The 25,742-nt window shown below is 40.9% G+C and carries 24 protein-coding genes; 11 read left to right on the forward strand and 13 right to left on the reverse strand.

Going from position 1 to position 25,742, the window contains the following annotated elements; all coding sequences use genetic code 11:
• Positions 1–165 precede the first annotated feature (165 nt).
• Positions 166–2,112: a S9 family peptidase gene (locus tag H5187_RS15105; protein ID WP_182784928.1), complete on the reverse strand. Its 1,947-nt coding sequence runs from the start codon at positions 2,110–2,112 to the stop codon at positions 166–168.
• Positions 2,113–2,303: 191 nt separating this feature from the next.
• Between H5187_RS15105 and H5187_RS15110 the strand changes: the two genes are divergently transcribed.
• Both H5187_RS15110 and H5187_RS15115 read left to right on the forward strand, forming a co-directional pair.
• Entirely contained in the window at positions 2,304–2,894 is a 591-nt protein-coding gene (locus tag H5187_RS15110; RefSeq protein WP_182794491.1) for an ATP-binding cassette domain-containing protein, read from the forward strand.
• Positions 2,891–4,006 (forward strand): DUF6136 family protein, encoded by a 1,116-nt coding sequence (locus tag H5187_RS15115; RefSeq protein ID WP_182794490.1) that lies wholly within the window; start codon positions 2,891–2,893, stop codon positions 4,004–4,006. The genes H5187_RS15110 and H5187_RS15115 overlap by 4 nt, the downstream gene beginning before the upstream one ends.
• Before the next feature lie 4 nt (positions 4,007–4,010).
• On the opposite strand, the gene fadE is transcribed toward H5187_RS15115, so the two are convergent.
• On the reverse strand, positions 4,011–6,467 hold the full coding sequence (gene fadE, locus H5187_RS15120; RefSeq protein ID WP_149982939.1) for an acyl-CoA dehydrogenase FadE: 2,457 nt from the start codon (positions 6,465–6,467) through the stop codon (positions 4,011–4,013).
• 299 nt (positions 6,468–6,766) lie between these two features.
• Between fadE and H5187_RS15125 the strand changes: the two genes are divergently transcribed.
• Complete coding sequence (locus H5187_RS15125) at positions 6,767–7,531, forward strand: class II glutamine amidotransferase (protein ID WP_149982940.1); 765 nt, start codon at positions 6,767–6,769, stop codon at positions 7,529–7,531.
• Positions 7,532–7,627: 96 nt separating this feature from the next.
• Here H5187_RS15125 and H5187_RS15130 read toward each other — a convergent pair whose 3' ends face one another.
• The 5 genes from H5187_RS15130 to cmoA all read right to left on the reverse strand — a co-directional run bounded on the left by H5187_RS15130 (position 7,628) and on the right by cmoA (position 11,993).
• On the reverse strand, positions 7,628–8,425 hold the full coding sequence (locus tag H5187_RS15130) for a DUF3108 domain-containing protein (protein WP_409072548.1): 798 nt from the start codon (positions 8,423–8,425) through the stop codon (positions 7,628–7,630).
• A complete protein-coding gene (gene purN, locus H5187_RS15135; RefSeq protein WP_145242362.1) occupies positions 8,379–9,026 on the reverse strand; it encodes a phosphoribosylglycinamide formyltransferase in 648 nt (215 codons plus the stop codon). Before purN ends, H5187_RS15130 begins: the two co-directional genes overlap by 47 nt.
• Entirely contained in the window at positions 9,026–10,078 is a 1,053-nt protein-coding gene (gene purM / locus H5187_RS15140) for a phosphoribosylformylglycinamidine cyclo-ligase (RefSeq protein WP_145242360.1), read from the reverse strand. Before purM ends, purN begins: the two co-directional genes overlap by 1 nt.
• 200 nt (positions 10,079–10,278) lie before the next feature.
• Positions 10,279–11,247 carry a tRNA 5-methoxyuridine(34)/uridine 5-oxyacetic acid(34) synthase CmoB gene (gene cmoB / locus H5187_RS15145; RefSeq protein ID WP_182717957.1) on the reverse strand — a complete coding sequence of 323 codons (969 nt, stop codon included), beginning with the start codon at positions 11,245–11,247 and terminating at the stop codon, positions 10,279–10,281.
• Positions 11,248–11,267: 20 nt separating this feature from the next.
• Entirely contained in the window at positions 11,268–11,993 is a 726-nt protein-coding gene (gene cmoA / locus H5187_RS15150) for a carboxy-S-adenosyl-L-methionine synthase CmoA (protein ID WP_145242356.1), read from the reverse strand.
• A 115-nt stretch (positions 11,994–12,108) separates the two neighbouring features.
• On the opposite strand from cmoA, the gene H5187_RS15155 reads away from it, so the two are divergent.
• Positions 12,109–12,798: a DUF3334 family protein gene (locus tag H5187_RS15155; RefSeq protein WP_145242354.1), complete on the forward strand. Its 690-nt coding sequence runs from the start codon at positions 12,109–12,111 to the stop codon at positions 12,796–12,798.
• A 131-nt stretch (positions 12,799–12,929) separates the two neighbouring features.
• Here the strand turns inward: H5187_RS15155 and rarD are convergent, their stop codons facing one another.
• Complete coding sequence (gene rarD, locus H5187_RS15160) at positions 12,930–13,829, reverse strand: EamA family transporter RarD (RefSeq protein ID WP_182717959.1); 900 nt, start codon at positions 13,827–13,829, stop codon at positions 12,930–12,932.
• A gap of 107 nt (positions 13,830–13,936) precedes the next feature.
• On the opposite strand from rarD, the gene H5187_RS15165 reads away from it, so the two are divergent.
• Positions 13,937–14,389 carry an Lrp/AsnC family transcriptional regulator gene (locus tag H5187_RS15165; RefSeq protein WP_182740037.1) on the forward strand — a complete coding sequence of 151 codons (453 nt, stop codon included), beginning with the start codon at positions 13,937–13,939 and terminating at the stop codon, positions 14,387–14,389.
• A 162-nt stretch (positions 14,390–14,551) separates the two neighbouring features.
• Here H5187_RS15165 and H5187_RS15170 read toward each other — a convergent pair whose 3' ends face one another.
• Entirely contained in the window at positions 14,552–15,808 is a 1,257-nt protein-coding gene (locus H5187_RS15170; protein WP_182798009.1) for an adenylosuccinate synthase, read from the reverse strand.
• A 122-nt stretch (positions 15,809–15,930) separates the two neighbouring features.
• On the opposite strand from H5187_RS15170, the gene H5187_RS15175 reads away from it, so the two are divergent.
• Entirely contained in the window at positions 15,931–16,824 is an 894-nt protein-coding gene (locus H5187_RS15175) for a LysR family transcriptional regulator (protein ID WP_145242350.1), read from the forward strand.
• 48 nt (positions 16,825–16,872) lie between these two features.
• On the opposite strand, the gene H5187_RS15180 is transcribed toward H5187_RS15175, so the two are convergent.
• Positions 16,873–17,370: a M48 family metallopeptidase gene (locus H5187_RS15180; protein WP_149982946.1), complete on the reverse strand. Its 498-nt coding sequence runs from the start codon at positions 17,368–17,370 to the stop codon at positions 16,873–16,875.
• Positions 17,371–17,408: 38 nt separating this feature from the next.
• Positions 17,409–18,257, reverse strand: a complete 849-nt coding sequence (locus H5187_RS15185) for a DUF72 domain-containing protein (RefSeq protein ID WP_149982947.1) — start codon at positions 18,255–18,257, stop codon at positions 17,409–17,411.
• A 203-nt stretch (positions 18,258–18,460) separates the two neighbouring features.
• Here H5187_RS15185 and aspS point away from each other — a divergent pair, with 203 nt between their 5' ends.
• From aspS to H5187_RS15200, 3 genes are all read left to right on the forward strand, one after another.
• Positions 18,461–20,239, forward strand: a complete 1,779-nt coding sequence (gene aspS / locus H5187_RS15190; RefSeq protein WP_145242380.1) for an aspartate--tRNA ligase — start codon at positions 18,461–18,463, stop codon at positions 20,237–20,239.
• Positions 20,240–20,352: 113 nt separating this feature from the next.
• Entirely contained in the window at positions 20,353–20,580 is a 228-nt protein-coding gene (locus tag H5187_RS15195; RefSeq protein WP_149982948.1) for a hypothetical protein, read from the forward strand.
• The gene (locus tag H5187_RS15200; protein WP_149982949.1) at positions 20,573–21,163 is read left to right on the forward strand and encodes a pentapeptide repeat-containing protein; all 591 of its coding nucleotides are present in this window, start codon (positions 20,573–20,575) and stop codon (positions 21,161–21,163) included. The genes H5187_RS15195 and H5187_RS15200 overlap by 8 nt, the downstream gene beginning before the upstream one ends.
• A 31-nt stretch (positions 21,164–21,194) precedes the next feature.
• Here H5187_RS15200 and H5187_RS15205 read toward each other — a convergent pair whose 3' ends face one another.
• A complete protein-coding gene (locus H5187_RS15205; protein ID WP_145242342.1) occupies positions 21,195–21,518 on the reverse strand; it encodes a hypothetical protein in 324 nt (107 codons plus the stop codon).
• A 176-nt stretch (positions 21,519–21,694) separates the two neighbouring features.
• On the opposite strand from H5187_RS15205, the gene H5187_RS15210 reads away from it, so the two are divergent.
• Positions 21,695–22,432, forward strand: coding sequence for an alpha/beta hydrolase (locus H5187_RS15210; protein ID WP_182798010.1), 738 nt, complete (start codon positions 21,695–21,697; stop codon positions 22,430–22,432).
• Between the two features lie 46 nt (positions 22,433–22,478).
• Positions 22,479–24,467, forward strand: a complete 1,989-nt coding sequence (locus H5187_RS15215) for a DUF2207 domain-containing protein (protein WP_182798011.1) — start codon at positions 22,479–22,481, stop codon at positions 24,465–24,467.
• Between the two features lie 63 nt (positions 24,468–24,530).
• Here the strand turns inward: H5187_RS15215 and H5187_RS15220 are convergent, their stop codons facing one another.
• Positions 24,531–25,733, reverse strand: coding sequence for a bifunctional alpha/beta hydrolase/OsmC family protein (locus H5187_RS15220; protein ID WP_182761635.1), 1,203 nt, complete (start codon positions 25,731–25,733; stop codon positions 24,531–24,533).
• Between the last annotated feature and the right edge of the window lie 9 nt (positions 25,734–25,742).

Genomic DNA, 25,742 nt, shown 5'->3' on the forward strand with positions numbered 1-25,742 from the left:
GATAATACTGCGCCACTGTTCAAGGCTACGTGTTTTTCTCATGGCTATCTCCTCATTGAAATTCGGAAATAGCTTAATCATTTTGACGAGTTACTGGCAGGTGCATTTTGCTAGACGCTTACGAATTACAGGCTTATAATTAAACTTCTAGTCAGCTTTAATATATTAGCCTTGTGGGCCAAAGCGTTCTTTTAAGTAGGTATCTAAAAAGTTTAGATACGCGTTGGAGGCACTGATACGGTTTTCTTTTTTGCTAAAACCATGACCTTCATCGTCAAATAATACATATTCGACCGGTACGCCATTGGCTTTCACTGCGGCAACTAACTCATCACTTTCTATCTGTAATACGCGCGGATCGTTGGCGCCTTGAATAACCATTAATGGTTTGGTGATATTCTTAGCATGGAATAGCGGTGAGATTGCACGATGACGCTCGCCGTCCGTTGCAGGGTCGCCCATTTCATCGTACAACGCTTTTTTAAAGCTTTCCCACCACGGTGGAATTGAGTTGAGCGTTCTTACCCAGTTGGTGACACCAAAAATATTAATGCCCACTTTGAATTCTTCAGGCTCAAAAGCAAGCGCTGCTGCGGTCATGAAGCCACCGTAGCTGCCACCTATGATACCGATTTTTTCTGCATCGACCCAATCTAAACTTTGTAAGTGTTTTTTACCGTAAACAATGTCTTGTAAGTCGTCGGTGCCGTGTTTTTTATCATCTAAATGAAAAAAGGTTTTACCATAGCCTGAACTGCCACGGTTATTAACCGCAAAAATAGCATAGCCATGATTGACTAAATGTTGTTGCATTGCACTGTAACCAGTGCGGCTTTGGCCACCTGGGCCACCGTGCACCCAAATTAGCGCTGGCACTTTATTATTGCTACTGGCTTGCTTGGGTTTATAAAGTACGCCGGGTATCTCTAAACCGTCAAAGCTTTTAAAGCGCACTATGGTACTTTCAACTAAATCATTTTGATCTATCTCTTTGCTTAAAGTATTACTTAATTGCTGTGCCTTATCACTACCCACTTGCCAGACAAACAGGTTACTTGGCGAGGTATCTGAATTTAAGTAAAACGCCATGCTTTTTTCATCTGCAGAAAAGTTAACACCACGTAAGTTACCTGCGGGTAACTGAGGCATCGCAATCTCTTTGTCTGACTGGGTATCAATCACCGTGACTTTAGTGCTGGCATCGGCATTGACACCGCTGACTTGATAACGCCCTGATTTAGAAAAATAAATGAAGCTGACATCCCAATTATATTTTAATACAGGGCTATGCTCCTCTGAGGCCAACTCATAACGCCACACTTGTGAAAACTCGCCTTTAGCATCCGTTGAGTAGTATAAGTATTTACTATCAACAGAGAAGGTTTCAGGCGTGTATTGAGCTGGTGTATTGTGTTTTGAAATTAGCTGTGGTTTGAGGGTCTTTTTATAGGTATCGAGAATAAATGTGTCGCTGTCTTTATTGGTGTTATTTTTAGATAGTGCGATATAGCGGCCATCGGGGCTGATTGCTCCGACATCTAAACCAAGCGTATTTTGATAAACAGGGGTGATTTTATAGGTTTTACTATCAACGCGGTATAAGTCCATAAATTTAGCATCGCGCTGGTTACTAGTAATAAAAAACTCGCTGCTATCTTCTGTAAATCCTGCAAAGCTTGCGCGGGTTTCATCGCCGGGGGTTAAATCTGTTATTGACCCGTCAAGTTCACGGACGTAGACGTGAAAGCGCTCATTGCCGCCAGAATCTTTGGTAAAGAGGACCCTTTCATCATTTGGGAAGTAACGGACAGGGTAGGTGCTATCCTGAAAATTGGTTAAGCGGGTTTTGTTGCCTGTTTTTGCATCTACTTCATACAAGCTGTAAATACCACTTTCATCAGAGCTTACCAGTACTTTATCGCCATTGGGTGAAAAGCTACTGCCCATAATTGCGGTGGTATCAAAGAAGGTTTTAGCATTATAGGTGCTAACTTGCTGAGTTTGCTGCGACTGTACTGTGGTGACGGCTGTTGTTGAGGTTGATTGGCTACAACCGCTCAAGGCAATACTGATTGCACAGGCGAGTGCGGCAAATTGCAATTTTTTGTTCATAGTACATTCCTTGGTTTATTGTTATCTAATCATATTTTTACCGGTTTTAGTGTTGCCCTAACCCTATTTTAACGCAAGTTTTTAGCTGATTTTAACTGCAACAAAGTGTTACAAAGCCTGTATCGTTAAAAATACAGCCTACGTTATAATACTCACTCATATAAAAGGCTCTCTCATATAAAAGGAAAGTGATGATTGAAGTTAGTGGTTTACACAAGCAATTTGCCCAAAACATCCTATATAAAGATTATCGCATCAGCTTTACAGCACCGAGGGTATGTATTGAAGCGCCGAACGGTCAAGGTAAAACCACGCTGCTAATGATGCTTGCTGGACTTGAGCAACCACAAAGTGGACAGATATTATTTGCAGGCAAGGTGTTGTCTGAGCCTTATAAACAGGTAGCAATTGCCAGTGATCGCATCGCGCTGCCTGAGTTTTTAACCGCGAAACAAATTATCAATTTAACGGTTAGCAGTTTAGGCTGCGATTGGCCGACAGCGCTTATCAGCGGCTTTAATTTTTCAGATTTTTTAGCGACTCGTTTTGATGCGTTGTCATCGGGTAATCAAAAAAAGTGCCAATTAATTTTAGCGTTAATGCGCGGTGCGCCGTATTTGTTACTAGATGAGCCCTGTGCGGCACTTGATCAAGCCAGCATTATATATTTACTTGGTTTACTAGATAATTATTTAGCAGATAAAGCGCATGGGCAAATCATTATCACTTGCCATGAGCCGGCGCCGTTTATCGAGCATGGCTTTGAGTGTGTCCTCTTATGAGCAAGCTAGGTATTAAGCTTGAGATTGCACAATATCGCTCATTTATGCAGTATCGTTATCAGGCCTATAAAATTGAGCTGGCACAACTACTACAGCAACTTAAAAACTTCGGCTTATTATTTTTAGTGGTACTTGGCTCAGCCATGCTTGGAATGATTTTGCTGTTATTTTTAGGTCTGGGCAAAATCATCGACAGCATAGATGCGCCGCAATATGGCGCTCAAATGGCGTGGCTGTATCTATTACTGCAAAGCGTGATGCTCAGTGCAATGAAATCAGCCATTCAAAATAGTCAGCAGCGGCTCTTTCAACGCACTATTGTAAGGTCAAACTGGCTTAAGTTAATGGATATAAAACTATTGGTTTTAAGCAATGGCTGGTTGCTAGCAAGTGCTGTAATTGCGCTGGATTTAAACTATTCACAGTGGCTACGAGCACCCCATTTTGTGCTGTTTATGTTACAGCAGTTTAGCCTCGGTGTACTGTGTTTGTACAAGCCAAGAGCATTAATATATGGCTTAGTATTTACTGCTATTTTAGTCTTGCTACCGATTAATATAGCGCCGTTAGCCTATCACTGTGGCTTTATTATATTATTTGCGCTGAGCATGTTGTTGCCAGCATTTTCGCTGAGCGACCGGTTATCGGTCAATGCATTATCTACTTTTTGGCTGAGCTTTTTTATGCAACATAGCAGGGTACTAGTATGGCGAGTGGCTTTATTGTTGTGTGTATTTATGGCAATCACTACTTTGCTCAATGAGCGTGCTGATTTAGAGGCTATATTTAGTGTGATAGCCGCCGCTTTTATGGTGTTGTTTACCAGCTCACTGCAATTTGATTGTGGCAAGCTACATGATAAGTACCAGCTATTTTTTCAAGCAAATAACCAATCGCGGCTGTTTTTTATCAGCCAATTTATGCCAAGTTGCTTGTTCTTTTTGATAACACTTAGCAGCTATCTGTTGTTTGTCGCTCAAATAGAGTGGCTATTACTGAGCCTGAGTGTTGGCTGGGGTACATTACAATTATATATAGCACAAAAAAAACCAGCGCATTATGCGCTGGTTTGGATGATCACAACAGGCGGGCTGTTGGCTGTGTTAACTTAATATGTTAAGCAGCATTCGCCTTTTTTGCCGTGTTATTACGTGCAGCTTTGCCTGCTAATAAATCTGCAGGGTCAAAGTCGTCAACGTTAATAACATCTAAACGTGCTTTTTCAACGCTTGCTAGCTGATCAGCCTCTGCTTGCGTTAAAATACCCGCTTCAAGTCCCATCTGAGCAACTTTATCAAGCTGGAAGAAAGGCAGTTTAACGCCTTTTTCACGACATACCTTATCAAATAAAGGTTCAACAGCTAGCACGTCTTTAAGCGTTTGCTCTTGACGACCAACTAAGTTAAGTGGTTCATTTGTTAAGTATACGTAGCTTGCTAAACGGTTACGTGTTTCGCTAGGTACTTGTAAAATTTGTGCTAATTTATGCTCAAGTTTATCAGTCGGTTTACGAACTGGACGACCGAACGGGAACAACATCAACTTAAGTGCTGCACGAAGCGGAGCTGATGGCATATTGTTAATTAAATCAGCAAGTGCACGTTGACAGTGGTAAAGGTGATCTTGACAGCTCCATTGTACAAGCGGTAAATCTTCTTTTTTACGGCCTTCATCGTTATAACGTTTCAGCGTTGCAGACACTAAATAAAGGTAACTAAGCAAATCACCTAAACGAGCGGAAATACGCTCTTTACGTTTTAGTGAGCCACCAAATACAGCCATGCTAATGTCAGACATCAATGCAAGTGACGCACTAAAGCGTGACGCAGTACGGTAAAACTCAGCTGTTTCGTCTTTAAATGGCGTAGTTGCAAAACGGGCTCCGGTAAAGCTCATCCACTTAGTACGTACAAGGTTAGACATAGTAAAGCCGATGTGGCCCATTAACGCTTTATCAAATACCGCTAGCGCTTCTTCACGATCTTCGATTGCGCAGGCACCCAATTCAGTCAGTACAAATGGATGGCAGCGAATGGCACCTTGACCGTAAATAATCATATTACGGGTCAAGATATTTGCACCTTCAACAGTGATGGCAATTGGTGCACCTTGATAGCCACGACCTAAATAGTTATTTGGCCCAAGCATAATACCTTTACCGCCGTGAACATCCATTGCATGGTTGGTTGAATCACGCATTTGCTCGGTTAAATGGTATTTAATGATTGCCGAAACAACCGATGGCTTTTCGCCTAAATCAACCGCACCAGTTGACATGCTAACAGCCGCATCTGAGCTGTACGCATAACCTGCTAGTTTTGCTAGTGACTCTTCAACACCTTCCATTTGGCCAATAGGTAAACGGAATTGACGACGAATACGGCTGTATGCACCACTTGCAAGTGCAATTGTTTTAATACCACCCGTTGAGTTTGACGGCAATGTAATAGCACGACCAACCGATAAACATTCAACCAGCATGCGCCAGCCTTGGCCGGCCATTTCTGGTCCACCAATAATGTAATCAAGCGGTACGAAAATGTCTTTACCACGAGTAGGACCATTCTGAAATGGTACATTTAGCGGGAAATGACGACGACCAATTTCAACACCTGGCATGTCTGTAGGAATAAGTGCACAAGTAATACCTGGCTCTTTAACATCGCTTAGTAGACCATCTGGGTCTTGTAGTTTAAACGCCAGACCTAATACTGTCGCAACAGGCGCTAGCGTAATATAACGTTTGTTCCATGTTAGGCTAAGACCAATGACTTCTTCGCCTTCCCACATACCTTTACATACCACACCATAATCTGGAATGGCGCTGGCATCAGAGCCTGCTTCTGGTGAAGTTAAGGCAAAGCATGGGATCTCTTGACCACTAGCAAGGCGAGGTAAGTAATGATCTTTTTGTTCTTTAGTACCATAGTGCTGTAACAATTCGCCCGGACCTAATGAATTAGGAACGCCTACAATTGATGAAAGCAGGGTAGATTTACTGGTTAACTTTTGCAGTACACACGATTGTGCAAAGGCAGAAAATTGCAGGCCGCCATATTCTTTTTTAATGATCATGGCAAAGAATTTATTATCTTTTAGGTATTGCCAAACATCTTGTGGTAAATCGGTTAACTCATGAGTTGCTTCCCAGTCGTCCAACATACTACATACCACCTCAACTGGACCATCGATAAAGGCTTGCTCTTCGATTGTCAATTTAGGCATTGGGTATTGGTGTAATTTGTTCCAATCAGGACGGCCGCAAAAAAGATCGGCTTCCCACCATGTTGTACCCGCATCAATGGCTGATTTTTCAGTTTCAGACATAGTTGGAGTAACTTTTTTAAACATGGCAAAAATAGGTTTAATAATATATTGCTGACGAATGCCAGTAACAGACAATGGCACTGCAATGATCAAGAAGATCAACCAGCTAATTGCGCCAAATGCACCTGCAAAGGTACCAATGACAAGTGTTGCGATGGAAACGCCAAGGGCAGTATTCCAGCTCGCTCTGTGGTAACTCGCGATGCTGAGCAGCACGATTAAACCAAGTGTAAATATGAGTGTCATGTATTCAATCCTTAATAGAGGTCAGACCACCTTTAGTTAGAGTAGCGCTAGAGTGAATAATTATCAAGTAGCTTAGTGAAAATATCAGTGACTGTTAATTTGTAATCTGTGCACATCAGCATACGGATAAATGTGTGATTCGTCAGTATGATTTATTTGAGAAAAAATTAAGCTGTTTTCTTGCTTGCCTTGCCCTTGCTTATGTTTAACAATGCCGCTAAGGCCTAAGTTACGGGTTTACGCTTTTTAAAAAGCAGTATTTTAAAAGTATAAAAATTTTTGAAAGGTTAATTTATTTTATGTGTGAGTTGCTTGGCATGTCGGCGAATGTGCCTACAGATATTTGTTTTAGTTTTTCAGGGCTGTTAGAGCGCGGTGGTAACACAGGTCCGCATAAAGATGGCTGGGGCATTACTTTTTATGAAGGGAAGGGGTGTCGTACTTTTAAAGATCCTGAGCCTAGCTGTCAGTCTGAAATTGCCAAGTTAGTAAAGGCCTATCCCATTAAAAGTGTCTCGGTGATTAGCCATATTCGCCAAGGTAATCGTGGCCGTGTCTGTCTTGAAAATACGCATCCTTTTACCCGTGAGTTGTGGGGCAGGGAGCTGACCTACGCGCATAATGGTCAGCTTTCGAATTATCATGATTTAAAACCTGAATATTATCGGCCAGTGGGTAATACCGACAGTGAATTGGCGTTTTGTTGGTTACTCGATCAAATTCGTGAAAAATACCCTAAACGTCCAGCTAATATGGCGTCAGTGTTTCGTTATGCGGCAAAGCTTGCACATACTTTACGTGAAAAAGGTGTGTTTAATATGTTGCTGACTGATGGTGTGTATGTGTTAGCGTATTGTACTAATAATTTGCATTGGATCACCCGCCGTGCGCCGTTCGGTAAGGCTACGTTAATTGATGCAGATATGGTGGTAGATTTTCAACAAGAAACTACGCCAAATGATGTCGTAACGGTGATCGCTACTCGGCCACTGACCAACGATGAGCGCTGGCAAAAAATGGAACCAGGTGAATTTGCGTTGTTTAAAATGGGTGAGTTAATTTAGCCGTCAGTTTTAACGTTTGAACTTAATTAATGTGGTTATAAGCTGAAAAGCCCAAGTTATGATCGTCACACTTGAGCCTTTCGTCTTGCAAGCAATTTATTCCGGTGTTATTTCGTTTTTAACTTCTTCAGGTAATGCAACTGGGCTGGTTACCGTGAACGACTTAAGTTGTACTTCAAATTGTTCTACGCCTTTTTCGCCTTTCCACATCCTAACTAGCATGTAATCCATTTCAGGGGCGAACCATGCAAGCGCTTGGCGTTTATCATTATCATATAAGCGTTTTACTTTGATCGCTTCGATATTACCGATTGGTAGGGAAATAGTCTCTTTACCAACGACCTCAAAGTTATACTCACGGCAGTTGCCTTTTTTATCAACTAACGGATACGAAAAGCTGGTTTTACCCATTTTTAATTCTTCGCGCACTTGTACTTGGTATGAAATTGAGTCTTGAAATTGCTCAGACCACTCACACTCAATGGGGTATTTACTTTCACTGCTGTTTACGAGTTTTTTAGTGTGGTCAAATTGCAGTGTATATTCTTTATCCGGGCCTGTGCCTGTGCGGATCATGCTATAACTTTCAGGCGTGATTTTTTTGTCGCTGAAAGTAAAATTTGATGTTTCTTTGCGTGAATCTGAGAATATCATCCACTCAATGTCACTGTGGTAGCTAACTTGGTAACTGTTATCTGCTAGTTTTTTTAATGTGCGGACGCCTTGACCATGGTTTTCGCCTTTGCGCAAAATATCATAGTTAGCTTCAAATTGAGTAAGTTCACCAGCAATTAAACTAGTAGGAAGTAATAAAGTGCCCGCACAGAATAGCAAGGCACTTAGTTTTTTATTCTGGGTAGTGCGCGCCGTGTGCAGGAAGTTGTTTTTTGTCAAGAACTGCATAATCTGCTTCCATAGTAAGTCGTTGTTCACTGAACCACTTGACCACCAAAGGGTAAATTATATGCTCTTGTGCATGCACGCGTTTTGCTAATGTGTCAGCAGTATCATCTGCCAGCACGGGTACTTTGGCTTGAAGAATGACAGGACCACCGTCTAATTCTTCAGTAACAAAGTGCACACTTACGCCATGAATGTCATCTTTTGCATCAATTGCTCTTTGGTGGGTATTCAGCCCCTGGTACTTAGGCAACAAAGAAGGATGAATGTTCAACATTTTTCCTTTAAATTTTTGCACTAAGTTAGGAGTAAGAATACGCATAAACCCAGCTAATACAACTAGATTTGGTGCAAAAGAATCAATAACGTTCATTAATTGCGCATCGTAGGCTTCGCGCGAGTCAAAATCTTTATGGCTGAGCACTGCTGTTGCAATGCCCGCTTGCTTTGCTCGCTCAAGGCCATAAGCGTCTGCTTTATTACTAATTACAGCCGCTATGTTTGCATTTATCTCGCCGTTATTACAGGCGTCAATGATGGCTTGTAAATTAGAGCCACTACCTGAAATTAAGACTACTAGACGAGCAGGGGCCATTAATCACGGCCGCCTAGGATTTCTACTTGCTCTTCGCCAGCTTTAGCATCATGGATCTCACCAAGGTGCCAAGCATTTTCGCCAAGCTCTTTTAAGATGCTTAAGCTTTGCTCAAGTTTGTCAGCTGGCACAACCAATACCATACCTACACCACAGTTAAATGTGCGGTACATTTCGTGGGTGGTGATGTTACCGTTTTCTTGTAACCAATTGAAAATACCAGGCCACTGCCAGCTATCACCTTTAACTACTGCTTTTGCAGACTCTGGTAATACGCGTGGGATATTTTCCCAAAAACCGCCGCCAGTAATATGCGAAAGAGCATGAACATCTACTTGCTTGAACAGCTCAAGTAATGGTTTAACGTAAATACGTGTTGGTTCAAGCAGAGTTTCGCCTAATGTTTTACCTTCAAATTCAGCACTTGTATCAGCATTTGATACTTCAAGTACTTTACGAATTAATGAGAAGCCATTTGAATGCGGGCCGCTTGATGCAAGCGCGATCAGTTGATCACCAGCAGCTACTTTTGTGCCATCGATGATATTTGCTTTTTCAACTACGCCAGTACAAAAACCAGCCATGTCGTAATCTTCGCCTTCGTACATACCTGGCATTTCAGCAGTTTCGCCACCAATTAATGCACAGCCAGAGATCTCACAGCCTTTACCAATGCCTGTTACTACGTCTGCGGCAGTATCAACATCAAGTTTGCCTGTTGCATAATAATCTAGGAAAAATAATGGCTCAGCACCTTGAACGATAAGGTCATTTACACACATAGCAACTAAATCGATACCTACAGTATCGTGTTTTTTAAGGTCGATAGCTAAGCGTAACTTAGTACCAACACCATCAGTGCCTGCAACAAGTACTGGTTGCTTATAACCAGCTGGGATTTCGCAAAGTGCGCCAAAGCCACCAATTCCGCCCATAACTTCAGGACGACGGGTTTTTTTAACTACGCCTTTAATACGCTCAACAAGTGCGTTACCGGCATCGATATCTACGCCCGCGTCTTTATAACTTAGAGACTGTTTTTGTTCGCTCACAGGATTTCCTCAAAAAAGTTGCATGGTTTTGCATGTGTATGCTTAGAAACGCGCGTATTTTACAACAATTGCAAGGGCGCGGCTAGTTCAAATATGAGTTTACTATTATTGACAAGGACACTTGTCCGTATAATGACACAATAGATTTAGGTAGCAGGTGCTAGGTAGTTCCAAGCACCTAAAACCTAGTTCCTTTAGTATTAAGCCTTTGCAGTCAAAATTGCACGCAACGGCGCTGGGTAACCTTCAATGGTTTTACTAGTATCGTTTGGATCTAAAAAGTCGATCAGGGACTCGTTTTCCATCCAATCTGATTTACGTTGTTCTTCAAGCGTTGTAATAGCGCAGTCTTTCACTTGCACATCTTTAAAACCAACACGTTCCATCCAGAGTTTTAGCGCTGCCGTGCTCGGAATAAACCACACGTTACGCATCTTCGCATAGCGGTCAGTGGGCACGAGTACTGTGTTTTCATCGCCTTCAATGACTAAGGTTTCAAGCACTAATTCACCACCTGGGCGAAGCTGCGCTTTTAATTGTGCTAAAAAGTCGATAGGGGAACGACGATGATAAAGCACACCCATCGAAAACACCGTATCAAAGGCTTTTAACTCAGGCAGGGCTTCAACACCTAGCGGTAATAAATGCACGTTTTCATCTGGGTTAAAGTGTTTGATGGCTTGAAACTGACATAAAAATAAATCAGACGGATCAATGCCAACCACAAACTCAGCGCCTTCACCGCGCATCCGCCATAAGTGATAGCCAGAGCCACAGCCGATGTCTAAAACCGTGCGGCCTTTTAGCGGCTCAATGTGCGGTAATAAACGGTCCCACTTCCAATCGCTGCGCCATTCAGTATCAATTTCAATACCGTGTAGGCTGAAAGGGCCTTTACGCCATGGCATCATTCGTTTTAATAAGTGTGTAACTTGTTTTTGTTCGCCGTCGGTCATTTCGCCAGGGGCACCAATTTCAACTTTGTCGATAATATTGACGTGTTTGGTCGCCACTTCAGGCAAGTTTTTTAACACTTTCTGCCATTTTGGTAAATCACCGTGACTGGCCTCTAATTGCCAGTGTTTTAATTGGCTAGGTAGCGTTTCCAGCCAGTGACTTAGCGGACTTTGTGCGATTGCGGCGTAAAATTGGTTAAACCATTGAGACATTGAATTACTCTTTATATTTGTTACTTGATTGCTACCAGTGAGCAAAAATTAAAACATTGATACCATACTTGGGTTTGGCTAAAGCCAATATCGGTAAGTCGAGAAAGGTGAGCATTTAAAGTATCTGGGCGCATTACATTCTCAATGGCGGTACGTTTTTGGCTAATTTCTAATTCAGAATAACCATTGTGGCGTTTAAAATCGTGGTGCAAGTCAATCAGCAAGTTATCGCATTGCTCGTTCTCGCCTTTGATTTTTTCGCTTAACAGCAATACACCACCGGGTTTTAAATTCGCGTATATTTTTTCAAGCACGGCTTGGCGCTGTGCGGGTGGAATAAACTGCAAAGTAAAGTTCATGGCGACCACTGACGCGTTTTCAATATTTAGCTCATTAATATCACCAAGCGTCACTGTAACAGGCACTTCTGAGCGAAAGCCGTGCAAATGTAATTTACAGCGCTCAACCATGGCTTGTGAATTATCAACGGCAATAATATGGCAATTATCAGTGCGGATATTACGGCGCATGCTTAATGTTACTGCGCCAAGGGAACAGCCCAAATCATAAAGGTTTGAATTGCTTTGCGCATATTCACCGGCCAATTTACCCATCGTACTAACAATGGTTGCATAACCCGGAACTGAGCGCTGGATCATATCTGGGAAAACTTCTACTACATGTTGGTCAAAGCTAAAGTCTTTAACCGCTTGCTCAGTGGCATAAATGCTGTCTTTTATGTTCACACAAACAGTCTCTTGAAAAATAATAGGGCTATTTTAGCATTTTATGCTGGATAGTCAGTGATAATTTCAGTAGCTTGGCTAGAATAATGAATAACAAGTAGAAAAAGAGAAGTTTATGAGCAAAAGTAAAGTGATCAGCACAGATGATATATTGGCAACCCTTTGTCATTCTGTAACGAGTGTATTGTCATCGGCAAGTGGTAATAGTATTAGCTACTCAGCAATGGTACAAAAAATAACCCGCACCTGTATGCGTCCTGATATCGGTTGTTTTGTGTTATTTGATGGCGGATTTACAGGACTGGTAATTACTAATTTCACCTCGCAAGCGGCGATGGAGATTTATCATGATTACATGCGTAATATGGGGATGCCTGAAGAAGAACTCGCTCACAGTCATTTATCGGACGACGTCTCAAATGTACTCGGTGAATTGATGAACCAAATCGTTGGTGATTTTACTTCAAAGGTACGCGAGCAGTTACATACTTCAATTACCCAAAATCAACCGAAGATGATGGCCATCAATAAGCAAGTACAGATTTCGGTCGATACTACGATGGATAGACCGCAAGCACGGCGCGTGACATTTACCACCAGTAAACAAAATATCTTTTATTTAGAATTAGCAATGGATAAAACTGAGTTTATCAAATTGCACGATTTTGATATTGCTGAAGCTATTGACCCAGATGACATCATTGAAAACGAAGCAAAGCATAAAGCAGAAAAACAAAAAGCTGCTGATGATGCTGCTAAAGCAAGTGATTTAGATGACGACTTTATGGCAGAACTTGGTTTATAAAGCTACCAAGCTTTAAGCTTTAAATAACACAATAAAAGCGCGAGTTTACCTTGCGCTTTTTGGTTTGTGGGGAGTTGGTTGCTTTAAGGGATTACTGATAAACCTCGTTGCAATATAAGAAGTAAGCAATGTTAGCGATAATGAGTTAAATGTAACTTTCTTATACCTTCAAGAATTAATGTGACGACCGCAAGCAAAATAGCTATGTACGTAAGCCAATCCTTTTGGTTGATAGTCTCGCCTAAAAGAATCGCCACTATTAATAGCAGCACAGGCTCAACATAAACGAGTAAACCAAAAAGGCTTAAATTTAAATAGGGGGCAGATAGGGATTGAAACGAAAGCGCTAGAGCACTAATCCCCCCAAGGCCTACTACTAAATAAAGCAATGTTAAATTTACGGTTAACTCCGTGACAACTTGTCCATTGGCAAAGATAAAATAACAGGCTATAGGAAGGCTCAAGAGCATATCAACCCATGTGCAACCAATGTTATTAGTGTTGGTTTTTTTTCGTAGCCAAAAATAAATAGGGTAACCTATGCATACAACCCAAACCGGCCACAAAAATGATTGAGAAACAATTAATAGATTTAAAATAGCTATGAGAGCAAATAAACATGCTACTTTTTGATGCGGGGTTAAACGCTCTTGAAAAGCAAGCCGTCCGATAATTACCATAGTAATTGGCATGATAAAGTAGCCTAATGAAACCGCTAAACCATATCCATTTACGGGTGCCCACATGAATAGCCATAATTGTACACCAACTAAAAAAGATGAAAGGAGCCGTGTTAGCCAAAAATACTTTTCATATCGCACCCTCGTATATATGCCCAGTACTAGTGGCCAGTAACCTTTTAGTAGAATAAAAACAGTTAAAAATGGCACCGTAAATAAAACTCGCCAACCATATGTTTCTTGACCTTGAAGTTCATTTAACAGTGAAGTGTAAGCAAACATTAGTGCAAAAAGTGCTGATGAAATTATATTTAAAGTAACTCCCAATGAAGTTTTAGTAGAGTTTTGCATAGTCGGTATATAGAAGAGATTAGGTGTGTATATTTTATTTCAATACCATTGATAAATGGGCTCTAAAAAAGTACTGTTTGCGAGAAAATTTATCACCTTGAGATATTATGAAACTAGATCGCTATGACTATGCGCTTTTAGAATTAGTCCAGAAAGATTGCCAAACTCCACTTCGAAAACTGGCTGAAGCGGTACATCTATCAACCGCCTCGGTGCAGCGCCGTATCCATAAACTCAGGGGAAGTGGTTATATTGTATCAAATGTGGCGATTTTAGACCCAGATAAGCTAAATCAAGTTATCACTATTTTAGTAGAAGTGGAGGTTAACAGGACACATATTTCTGAGCTTGAGCTACTAAAGCAACGTTTTTCAGGTCCTGAAGTGCAGCAATGCTATTATGTTACGGGTGCAGCTGATTTTGTACTGATATTAGTTGTGCCTAATATGCAGCGCTTTCAAGAGATTTGTGATAAGTTTTTTCATGAGAACGATAATATCAAATCATTTAGAACCACCGTTGTACTAGAACGCGTTAAATCGAGTTTAAATGTGCTTTAAATACACTTGTGGTGACAATCAATTATTTTATGATGGAATGATTAATATTTTTGAATAACTGACTCAAAATATTTTTGTTCAGATAGTGGATGAAAATCTGCAATTGCCTAGCGTATAACCCAAGTGGTTTATAAAACCACTTGGGTTATAGCAATTGAGTGTTTAGCGGATAATCATTTGCTCACGCTCAGGGCCTACAGACACCATACTTACAGGTACTCCCATCAGTGCTTCGATGCGTTCTACATAATGCTGCGCTGCAGCAGGCAGACTGTCGAAGGTACGACAACCGGTAATATCTTCATCCCACGCTGGCATGCTTTCATAGATTGGCGTTAAAGCCGCTGTTTGTGGCCAAATAGGGTTTTCGCTGTGATCGCCTGCATAACCAACGCAGATTTTTAAATCTTTCATGCCAGATAGGCAATCAATTTTGGTTAAAGCGATTTCAGTGGCTGCTTGTAATTCAACACCGTTACGGGTGGCAACTGCATCAAAATAACCCATATCACGTGGGCGGCCAGTCACTGCGCCATATTCGTTCGCGCTTTCACGAAAATTGTCTTGCTCTGCCATGGCGGTAACGAGTGTACCTGTACCAACAGATGAGCTAAATGATTTAGCCACAGCGATAACACGCTCAGGGCGCAAAGCTGGCAGCCCGCTGCCAATTCCTGCATAGGCAGCAGTCACGTTTGATGATGTAGTATACGGGTATTCGCCGTAAACTAAATCGCGGCCTGCGCCTAGTTGCGCTTCAAACAATAAGTTGGCATCTTGCTTTTGCAGTGCTTTTAAAGGCTCTGTTACATTACAAATAAATTCACGCCAAGGAGCGCTGACAGCTAATAACCACTCAGTCATTTGTTCAGCTGTTTGTGAAAAATCACAGCTTGGGTAAAGGGCTTTTAGCTGTGGCATTTTCCAATCCAGCATAAATTCAATACGCTCTAATAAAACGTCTGGCTGATTTAACCAGCCAACTAAAATGCCTTTTTTCATTACTCGGTCGCCGTATGCAGGTGCAATTCCTTGACGAGTAGAGCCGTAAGCAGCATCGCCTAAGCGCACTTCTTCGAGGGTATCTTCAAGGGCGTGTAATGGTAAGCATAACGTTGCACGATCAGAAATACATAATTTTACATCAACACCGGCGGCGTTAACTTCGGCTATTTCTTCGCTTAATGCGCCAGGGCTTATCACCATGCCTGGGCCTAGTACTGCAATACAATCAGGATTAAAAATACCGCTTGGTAATTGGTGTAGTTTAAACGTACCAAAGTCATTCACAACGGTATGTCCGGCGTTATTACCACCTTGAAAGCGAATGCTCGCAGATGCGTTCTCAGCTAGAAAATCGACGATACGGCCTTTGCCTTCATCACCCCAGTTTGCACCTACAACAACAATTGACGGCATAATTTAATCTCCAAATTGATTGAACGAATATGGTATGCGCTCTATTAAAATAAGAGAAATTAATTATAATTATTATCTTGATAAGAATTTCATATCGATTTCATACCATTAAGGTCATAAAGATGCTAGATATTCACTGGTTAAAAACTTTTGTCACATTGGCTGAGTTAAAGCACTTTGGTAAAACAGCCAATGCGCTGCATATGACACAGCCAAATGTTAGCTTGCATATTAAGCAGTTAGAAAAAACGACACGGGTTAAACTGATAGAACGTAATCCTTTTAGTTTGACCCAAGCAGGTTTACGGCTATTAGAGTCTGGACAAAAAACCTTATGGGAATTACAGGTTTGCCAATCTGACTTAAATGCGATTAATGATCTCAGCCAAGGCACACTGACAATTGCCGCCAGTGATATAATTTCTCGTTTATTGTTGATTGAGCCTTTTCAGCTTTTTAAGCGCCAGTTTCCTGGGATTGACTTTACTTTGCTCAATACAACGTCTTCGCAAGCGTCAGCATTGGTTAAAAGTGCTGAAGCCGATTTAGGGTTTGTGATTGCCCAAAAAGAAAGTGAGCCGCTGCATTTTACGCAATTACAGCAGATAAAATGGTGTGCATTAGGTAATCATTTAAAGTTATGGCAGCAAGCCAAAAACGATAACAATGTTACATTGACTGAGCCGCCAACATTAATCTTACTCGGCCATGATACGCGAACCCGAGACTTGCTCGATAGTGCCTTGCCATCTTTAAACTTACCAAATTACCGGGTGATGGAAGTGGGCAGTGTCGATGCGCAAATTGATTGGGCTGAAGCGGGGTTTGGCGTTGCCATCGTGCCAGAGTTTTCCCTGCGCAGTAAAGCAAATCTAACTACTACAGTGACCGCATTACCGCAATTTCCAACTACCAGTTTAGGTTATATAGTGAGGCAAAATCAGGTACTTTCAAAAGCGATAAAGCAATTACTACATTGGGTAAATGAAGAAATCTCCCGTACTCATCTTGCATAGTATTTATATGTTAACTGTACGGCTATGTACTTTTTGATTCAGTTATTTTTATGTGTAAGGGTTTTTACCTTCAGCTACTAGTACACAAAAAATCCGTAAATCTAATTCGAGTTGATGGTAGCTTGGCTCCATGTGGCAGCACAGGGCGTAAAAGCTTTTGTTGTGGTCTTTTTCCTTAAAGTGGGCGAGCTCGTGTACTACTAAAGCTTTGAGTAATTCCTCTGGTGCACGCAGTAAATCACTGTTGATGGCTAAATCGTGCTTGCGGGTTTTACCTTGCATACGATACGTATGAGTACCTAGCGCGTTAGTGACCATATCGCCTTGTTTTTTAAACGCGGCGCGGCCAAACGGTGGCGCATTTTTTAAATAGCGCTTTTTAAGCTCAGTGGCGTATGCGTATAACGACTTGTCACTGGTAATATTATGGGAGCTTGGGTATTTTTTAGTTAAATACGCGCCGTGTTTATCATTTTCAATAAGCTGCATTACTTGCGTTACAATTTGCTCTGGATAGCCGCTAAAATAGCGTTTAAAATCACTCATTCAATACTTCTTTGTAGTTAATTAATTTTCAACGCGAGTCAAAAAAGGCTGGCTTGACTGGCTTCTTTTTCACCAGTGAAAGGGTTTAGCACGGGGTGCTGGTAACCTAAATCTTGGCAAAACTCGCGTGCTAATAATGGTGCTTGGCGGTTATCTGCAGTATGAAAAAATACATACGGGTGCTTACCCTCATCAAGCCATTGTTTTACTTTTTTAAGCCACGGTTGGTAATAGCTTTTATAGTCATGATCTAAATCGGCAATCACAAAGCGGGCCATAGGTTGATTGCCTGTTGCAATGGCATGCACGGGTAAATGGGGCTTTTTTTGTTGGGCATCGATGAGTGCTTCAGTGTTCGGCTTAACTGCAAATAATGCGCGGGTGTCCATTGAGATACGGTTGACATTGTTTGCTATTAATAGCTGATTAAAGGCAATTTCGGCTGCGCCTTTCTTAAAAAATTCGGGGTGGCGAACTTCAACGCCGTAGTTTAAACCTGTCGGGAGCTTGGCAATAAACTGTGCTAATAACGGCAGTTGTTTGGGGCTAAAACTACTTGGTAGCTGCAACATGATTTGCCCAACATGAGACAATATTGGCTCGAATAAATTAAACCATGCAGTGAGTTCGTCATCGATATGAGTAAGCTGTAATTCATGACTAAAGCGTCGATGGAATTTAAAAGTAAATTTAAAGTCATTGCCGACAGCATCACGCCAGCGATTTAATGATTCAACACTAGGATCGGCATAAAAGCTGGTATTGCCTTCGACTGAATTAAACACCTGTGCGTATTCGTGCAACATATCGGCATTTTTGCAGTGACTTGATAATAAATTGCCTTTCCACGCGGTACTTGACCACTGCGGACACCCTAAATACAACATAAAACGGTTAACTGATTGTGTGTTTTGGCTAGTATACCAAATCTATAAATTGAAAGCATAGTAGCTGCTGCCGAGCTCGCATTTTCAAGTAACTTGGGTATAATGCTCCCCCTAAAATGATTTATAAATAGTGGCTTATTCTCCCTCAAAAACAGCAATTCTTAGGGGAAGCGGCTATTCGTCTTTACACTGACAGGAAAACTATGCGCTCTATATACTGCGGACAGCTAAATAAAACTCACGTAGATCAAGAAGTTGAACTATGTGGTTGGATCAACAAACGACGTGACCTTGGTGGACTTATCTTTGTCGATTTACGCGATAGAGAAGGTTTAGTACAAGTTGTATTCGATCCTGAAGTTGAAGGCTTAATGGATACCGCGAATACATTACGTCAAGAATTTTGCGTACAATTAAAAGGTGTAGTTCGCGCACGTCCTGACAGCCAAATCAACAAAGATATGGCAACGGGTGAAGTTGAAATTTTAGGCACAGGCCTTACTATCATCAACCGTTCAGAGCCGTTGCCACTTGATTTTAATCAGGTAAACTCTGAAGAGCGTCGCTTAAAATACCGTTACTTAGACCTTCGCCGTTTAGAAATGAGTGACCGTATTAAACTACGCGCTAAAGCTAGCAGCTTTGTGCGTCGTTTCTTAGATGAAAATAATTTCTTAGATATCGAAACGCCAGTACTTACAAAAGCTACCCCAGAAGGAGCGCGCGATTATTTAGTACCTAGCCGTGTTCACAAAGGCAGTTTTTACGCATTACCGCAGTCTCCGCAGTTGTTCAAGCAATTGTTGATGATGTCGGGTTTTGACCGTTACTACCAAATTGTTAAATGTTTCCGTGATGAAGATTTACGTGCTGACCGTCAGCCTGAGTTTACTCAAATCGATATAGAGACCTCGTTCATGAGCTCTGCTCAGGTACGTGGTATCACAGAAAAAATGATCCGCGAAATGTGGCAGCAATTGCTAGACGTGGATTTAGGCGAGTTCCCAATCATGCCTTACGCTGAGGCAATGAGCTTGTATGGTTCTGATAAGCCAGATTTACGTAACCCAATGACATTAATTGACGTTGCCGATTTAGTGAAAGACGTCGAGTTTAAAGTTTTTTCTGGTCCTGCCAATGATGAAAAAGGCCGTGTTGCTGTATTAACAGTACCAGGCGGTGCATCACTTTCGCGTAAGCAACTAGATGACTACACTAAATTCATCGGTATTTATGGCGCGAAAGGGCTTGCGTGGATGAAAGTAAACGACCGCGGTGCAGGCGCTGAAGGCGTGCAATCGCCAATCGCTAAGTTCTTAAATGAAGAGGTGATCAACGAACTTCTTGCACGCACTAACGCACAAACTGGCGACATCATTTTATTCGGTGCTGATAAACGCAACACAGTAAACGAAGCTATGGGCGCGCTACGTATTAAGATTGGCCTTGATTTAGAGATCACTAATCTAAATAGCTGGGCTCCACTTTGGGTTGTTGACTTCCCAATGTTTGAAGAAGACGACGAAGGTACATTGCATGCTGTTCATCACCCATTTACAGCACCAAAAGATGTAAATGCAAGCGAACTTGAAGCAAACCCAGCAGCGGCTATTTCAGATGCATACGATATGGTACTAAATGGCTACGAAGTAGGTGGTGGTTCGGTACGTATTCATAATACAGATATGCAAGAAGCAGCGTTTAGAATCCTAGGTATTGATGCACAAGAGCAGCAAGACAAGTTTGGTTTCTTACTTGAAGCGTTAAAATACGGTACGCCACCACATGCTGGTTTAGCGTTCGGTTTAGACCGTTTAGCAATGCTACTGTGTGGTACTGATAATATTCGTGACGTGATTGCTTTCCCTAAAACAACCCAAGCGTCGTGTTTGTTAACTAACGCACCAAGTAAAGCAAATGCAGATTCGCTTACAGAGCTTGCTATTAGTGTTGTTGAAAAAGCTGAAAAATCAGCAGAATAAGTGATTAATTAGCACTTAATCTTACTATTGATTTAAAACCCTTAAGTGTAGGCTTAAGGGTTTTTTTATGGTGTAATCAAAATGGTTTAATAAAAATATATTAAGGATAGTAAATGAGTATTAGTGCAACTTTGCTTGGTGAGTTCTTGGCTTTGATATTTATAGTATGCATCCCATTTTTTACGTGGATAAGTTATCGCCTTGGTAAAAGAAAAACAACAACACCGGTTATTGTTGCTGTAATTGGTGGGCTATTAGCGATTATTCCTATTTTTGGGTTGATCTATATCGCAGTTCTTGCTTTGAAAAACGATTTAGAGGTTAAGCATTCGAGTGTTTAAAGAGTTCGATTATTTCGATCAGCAATTTTCAAAATGTGTTGCCAGCGCGCAGCGCTTTAGTGACATTGAGTTTGAACAGTGCCAGTTTATTGAATGTGATTTTAGTCATAGTCAATTTAGTAATTGTCGTTTTATTGAGTGTGAATTTATTAACTGTAATTTAAGCGATTTAAATTGGGGTTATAGTTCGTTAGAAGAAGTCAGCTTTGTTGATTGTAAGCTCAACAGTATTCAATGGGCGCAGGTAAATTGGCCACAATTGTCACTTACTTCATCGGTGAGTTTTAAAAATTGCCAACTTAGTCATAGCTCGTTTTATGAGTTACAGTTAAAAGGCTTGATCATGACGGACTGTTTTGCCAAAGATGTTGATTTTAGACAGGCTAATTTAGCTACCAGTGATTTTAGTAACACTGATTTTAGAGATAGCCTGTTTCAGCAAACAAACTTGAGTAAAGTAAACTTTGTCGGTGCGATGCATTTTAATATTGATATTAAAAATAATAATGTCAGTCGGGCTAAGTTTGAGCGCTTTGCAGCGTTAAACTTACTCAGCGGACTAGATATCGAGCTGGTGGATTAGCCGTTATGACACGGCTAATCTAATTGCTTAATTAGCAGGCAGGGCCATTTTTATTTCGTGCGCTGGCAAGTGCGCGGGCAATTTCAAGTAATGCAGGGGAAATATCACTGGCGCCATCTTTGATGAGTTTTGATACATCACCTGATGAATACAAACTATCGCGTGGTGATTTAATGCCTAATTCACGCACAAAATCTTTAGTCTTGCCGGTGCTGCCTGTTTCGATAAATTTGAAAATAATACGCTCGTTATTATTTTTTGGCTCTGTTTCTAGCGTTTCGATTTCATCTTGATACGCTTCAATTCTGCTTTGTAAAATATCGATACGCTGTTCGATGCTGTTGTATGATTTCATGGATAGGTTCTTTTCTAAATAGACGTTAGGACAATACGACTATTATCGCATAAATTTATAATAATTATTTTTTTCTTTAAAACTCTTCTGCTGTTTTAGGTACCTCGTTTTATTGCAATTAATATTCAAAAGCTTAAAGTACTTTATAATTTAAATAAAATAAGTCGAGCAAATTAATGCCACTACCTTTTAAGTACCTTGTGAGCTTCTTCTTTCTCATAGTCAGTGCCGTCGCCAGTTCCGCAACAAACAGCGAAATGATTGTTGATAAAGCGCGTGACCGCGCGATCCCGATAAATATTTCATTACCAGCATATAACGAGCATTGTAGCCAACAAACAAAATGCCCTGTGGTATTTATTAATGCCGGATATGGTATTGCGCATACTGACTATCAGTTTGCGGCTGATATATTTACAGCTAAGGGCTATTTAACCATTGCTGTAGCCCATGAATTAGACAGCGATCCTGCGCTCAACCGCACGCCACCTTATATGGCCACTCGTATGGAAAACTGGCATCGTGGTGTGGTCACTCTTAAATTTTTAGTGACCGAGTTGAGCCCTCGCTACCCAGAGTATGATTTTACGCGGTTAACGTTATTTGGCCATTCTAATGGCGGTGATATAGCCGCGCTTTACGCGGCGATTTATCCTAAGCAAGTGAGTCAAATTATTACGCTTGATCATCGGCGTATGTTGTTACCTCGCAATAAAAACATTCGGGTTTTAACGCTTCGTGGCAGTGATTACCCTGCGGATAATCAGGTATTACTCAATGAAGATGAATTAGCACAGTATCCGGTTACGCAGATTTCGATAGAGAACTCACACCATAATGATATGTATGATGGTGGGCCTGCTGATTTAATAAATGAAGTGAAAAAAAATATAAAAGAGTTTTTATTATATTAAGCATCTAATGAAGAGATAAGTGTTGTTTAAAAGGAGCAAATTAACAATGAAATATTTTTTGCAAGGAAGCATAATTTTTTTACTTTTAATTATGTTGATGCCTTCTTATGCAGAAGCAAGGGAGGCTGATTCAACAGCGGGATTACATGTAACAATTGATGTAAAACCTAATGGCAATCTAATAGTCACTGAGCAGTTTGATATAACGGCCGGTGGTTATATATTCAAGCATGGTATTTATAGACGAATCCCATTATTACTTGAGGGCCGTTATGGTGGTGAATATTTAGCTGGCTTCAAGATGCTAAGTGCTCAGTTAAATAATACATCAATACCTTATCAAGCAACCATTTCAAATGGCAACGCAATCATAAAAGTAGGTGATCCTAAAAAAGAGTTAGATTATGGGCCTGCTAGCTTTATTATTACTTATCAACTATCAGATGAAATTCGGTTTTTTGAAAATTATGATGAGTTATATTTTAATGCCATTCCTCATCAATGGGCAACTTCAATAGAGAAGTCAATGGTTGTAGTTAACCTACCAGAACAAACCAGCGTCCTAAAGTACAAAGCCTATACCGGCTCTTACACAGAGAAAGAAGATAATTATATTGTTGATAATCCAGTACAAAATCAATTTAGGTTTACTGCTACGCAAGACTTAGGTTTAGGGGAGGGGATGACAATTGTTCTCGCGCTTCCTAAAGATATAATAGATCAACCTTCGGTATTTTATTTTATATTTTTACTGGATTTTTTAGAGTGGATTTTGCTTATCACGTTTTCGGGTACGGTGGGTGGTTTTGTTTATTGGTCTTGGCGTAAGGTTGGTATATATCCAGATGAAAATGTCGATACTCCAGATATTACTGATGTGCCCAGTGAAATTAGCCCTGCAATAATTAATTACATATTAAACCACGCAATTTTTTCAAATAGTACAATGAGAGATTTAACTTCTGCCAGCACTCACTTAGCTATTAAAGGCTATCTAGGCATAAAATATGAATACCTCCCCTCTGATAGTGGTATTAAAGAAGGTTCATTTTATACCCATACATTAACATTATCACTTAAGACAAACCTACCAAACACTCCTTTACCAAAAAATGAACAATGTATTCTCGATTGGGTTATTAAACAGGGTGGGAGTTACCAAGTTAGCCGTGAAAATAGAAAGAAAAATCGAGAACTCTTTAAACTTTTTTCTAGTGCGATTAGCAAAGACTTAAAAGCGACAAGTATTTTTACGTGGAATATTAAATACACACTTTTTACTGTTGCTCTGTCGTCGGTATTTGTTAGCTTACAATTGATATTTGGCGTTTCAGATTGGACTGATATTCTGTGGGGGCCGCTTGTTATTCTTATGACTGCTCCCGTGTGCATTATATGGTTGGCTATTTACGAAAGTATTTTTGAGGACACTGATGGGAATGTTGAGCCACAGTGGGAAAAAAAGTGCTTACTTATATGTATTACTTGGCTTCCTTGGATGTGGCTTCTTTGTAGTTTTGTACCCTTGTTGTCGATCTCGATGGCTTTTTTATTGTTACTTAGTATAACTGCATTATCTTTAAATCGCGGCCCCTCCCAATACGGGAAGCCATTACTGGTAAGTTCAATGCAAATACGAAAATATATATCCGCTAAAAAACTGCCTGAAGACGATCTATTGCTCACTGAAACTGAATATGAGAAATTTTTACCGTATGCAATTTCGCTGGATTTGCATGATGAATGGTGTGCTCGATTTGATAATGTTCTTAGGTTTAAAAGAGGACAATTTAGAAAACAAAAAAGACGTAAAAAGAAGAAAATTTCAGAATCTCTCAATCCTTATAGATATACACCGATGTGGTTTTCAGGTGGTTTTTCTGACCAGACAGAATTTCTTAATTGTGTAGATGGAATGAGTTATTCAGCTTTGGGAAACTCAAGTGTTTCATCCTCTATGTCGAGTTCAGGCTTCTCCAGTAGTGGCGGTTTTTCTGGCGGAGGAGGAGGTGGAGGTGGCGGAGGTGGTTGGTAGGCAAATGATAAAAATACCAAATTTCAGGTGTATAAATCAAATGCCTAAGCGGGAAGTTTGTTGTTAATCAACCAGCTCACTTACAATCAGTGGGTTGTTATGCAGGGTTTTATGCACAGGGCATTTGTCGGCAATTTCTAATAGGCGCTGGCGCTGAGCGTCACTTAAATCGCCCACCAGGGTGATTTTACGAGTGATGGCTTCGAGTTTGTCGGTTTGCTCGCAGTTATCACAATCGGCGTGATAATCACGGCTGTGGTCCAGTTCTACCTTTATGTGTTCAAGTGGCAAGTTTTTACGACTTGCATACATACGTAAAGTCATCGCGGTGCATGCACCAAGTCCAGCAAGTAAGTGGTGATAAGGGTCTGGGCCTAAATTATTACCGCCAACACTTAGTGGTTCATCGGCAAGCCAAGTATGATCCTTGGTACTTACATGCTGAGTAAAGACATGATCTTTCTCTTCAACTAATACATTGCCGCTGCTAAGTTTGGCACTGTACTGGTTTTTATCAAAATCCACATAACGTTTTGCCCATGATGCTATAACGTCTGCTGCGTAGTCTGCATCGTCTTTGTTAGTGAGTAAGTGGTCGGCGTTATCTAGGCTAATAAAGCTTTTTGGATGTTTAGCAGCGGCGTAAATCTTTTCAGCTTCGTTAATACTTACCGTGGCATCAATAGGGGAGTGCATTACTAACAATGCTCGCTTTAATTTACTGATATGGCTGCGGTCGTAATTGGCAATGTCGTCCACAAACTGTTTTTTAATGGTAAATTCTCGCCCTGCTAAATTTACCTTGGCTTCGCCCTTGCTATTAATTTCATCAAGATGAGCGGCAAAGTTATGCGCTACATGTTGCGCATCTGATGGTGCGCCAATAGTGGTAATGGCTTGTACTTCAGCAATGTGTTCGGCAGCTGCAAGTACCGCTGCGCCCCCTAAACTATGACCAATTAATAATTGTGGCGCTTTAAAGTGTTCACGTAAGTGATCTGCCGCGGCAATTAAATCTTGGATATTTGATGAGAAATTACTGTTGGCAAAATCACCATCGCTATTACCAAGGCCAGTAAAATCAAAGCGTAATACCGCAATACCTTGTTGAGTGAGTGCTCGGCTAATTCGACTTGCTGCGGCGATATCTTTACCACAGGTAAAACAATGGGCAAACAAGGCATAAAATTTAATATCACTGGCGGGTGTTTCAAGCTGACCGGCGAGTGTTAAATCACCACTTTTGAACGAAATTTTTTGGCGCATAGGTTACCT

This window comes from Pseudoalteromonas sp. SG44-1, from assembly GCF_014164315.1.
Lineage (GTDB): Bacteria > Pseudomonadota > Gammaproteobacteria > Enterobacterales > Alteromonadaceae > Pseudoalteromonas > Pseudoalteromonas rhizosphaerae.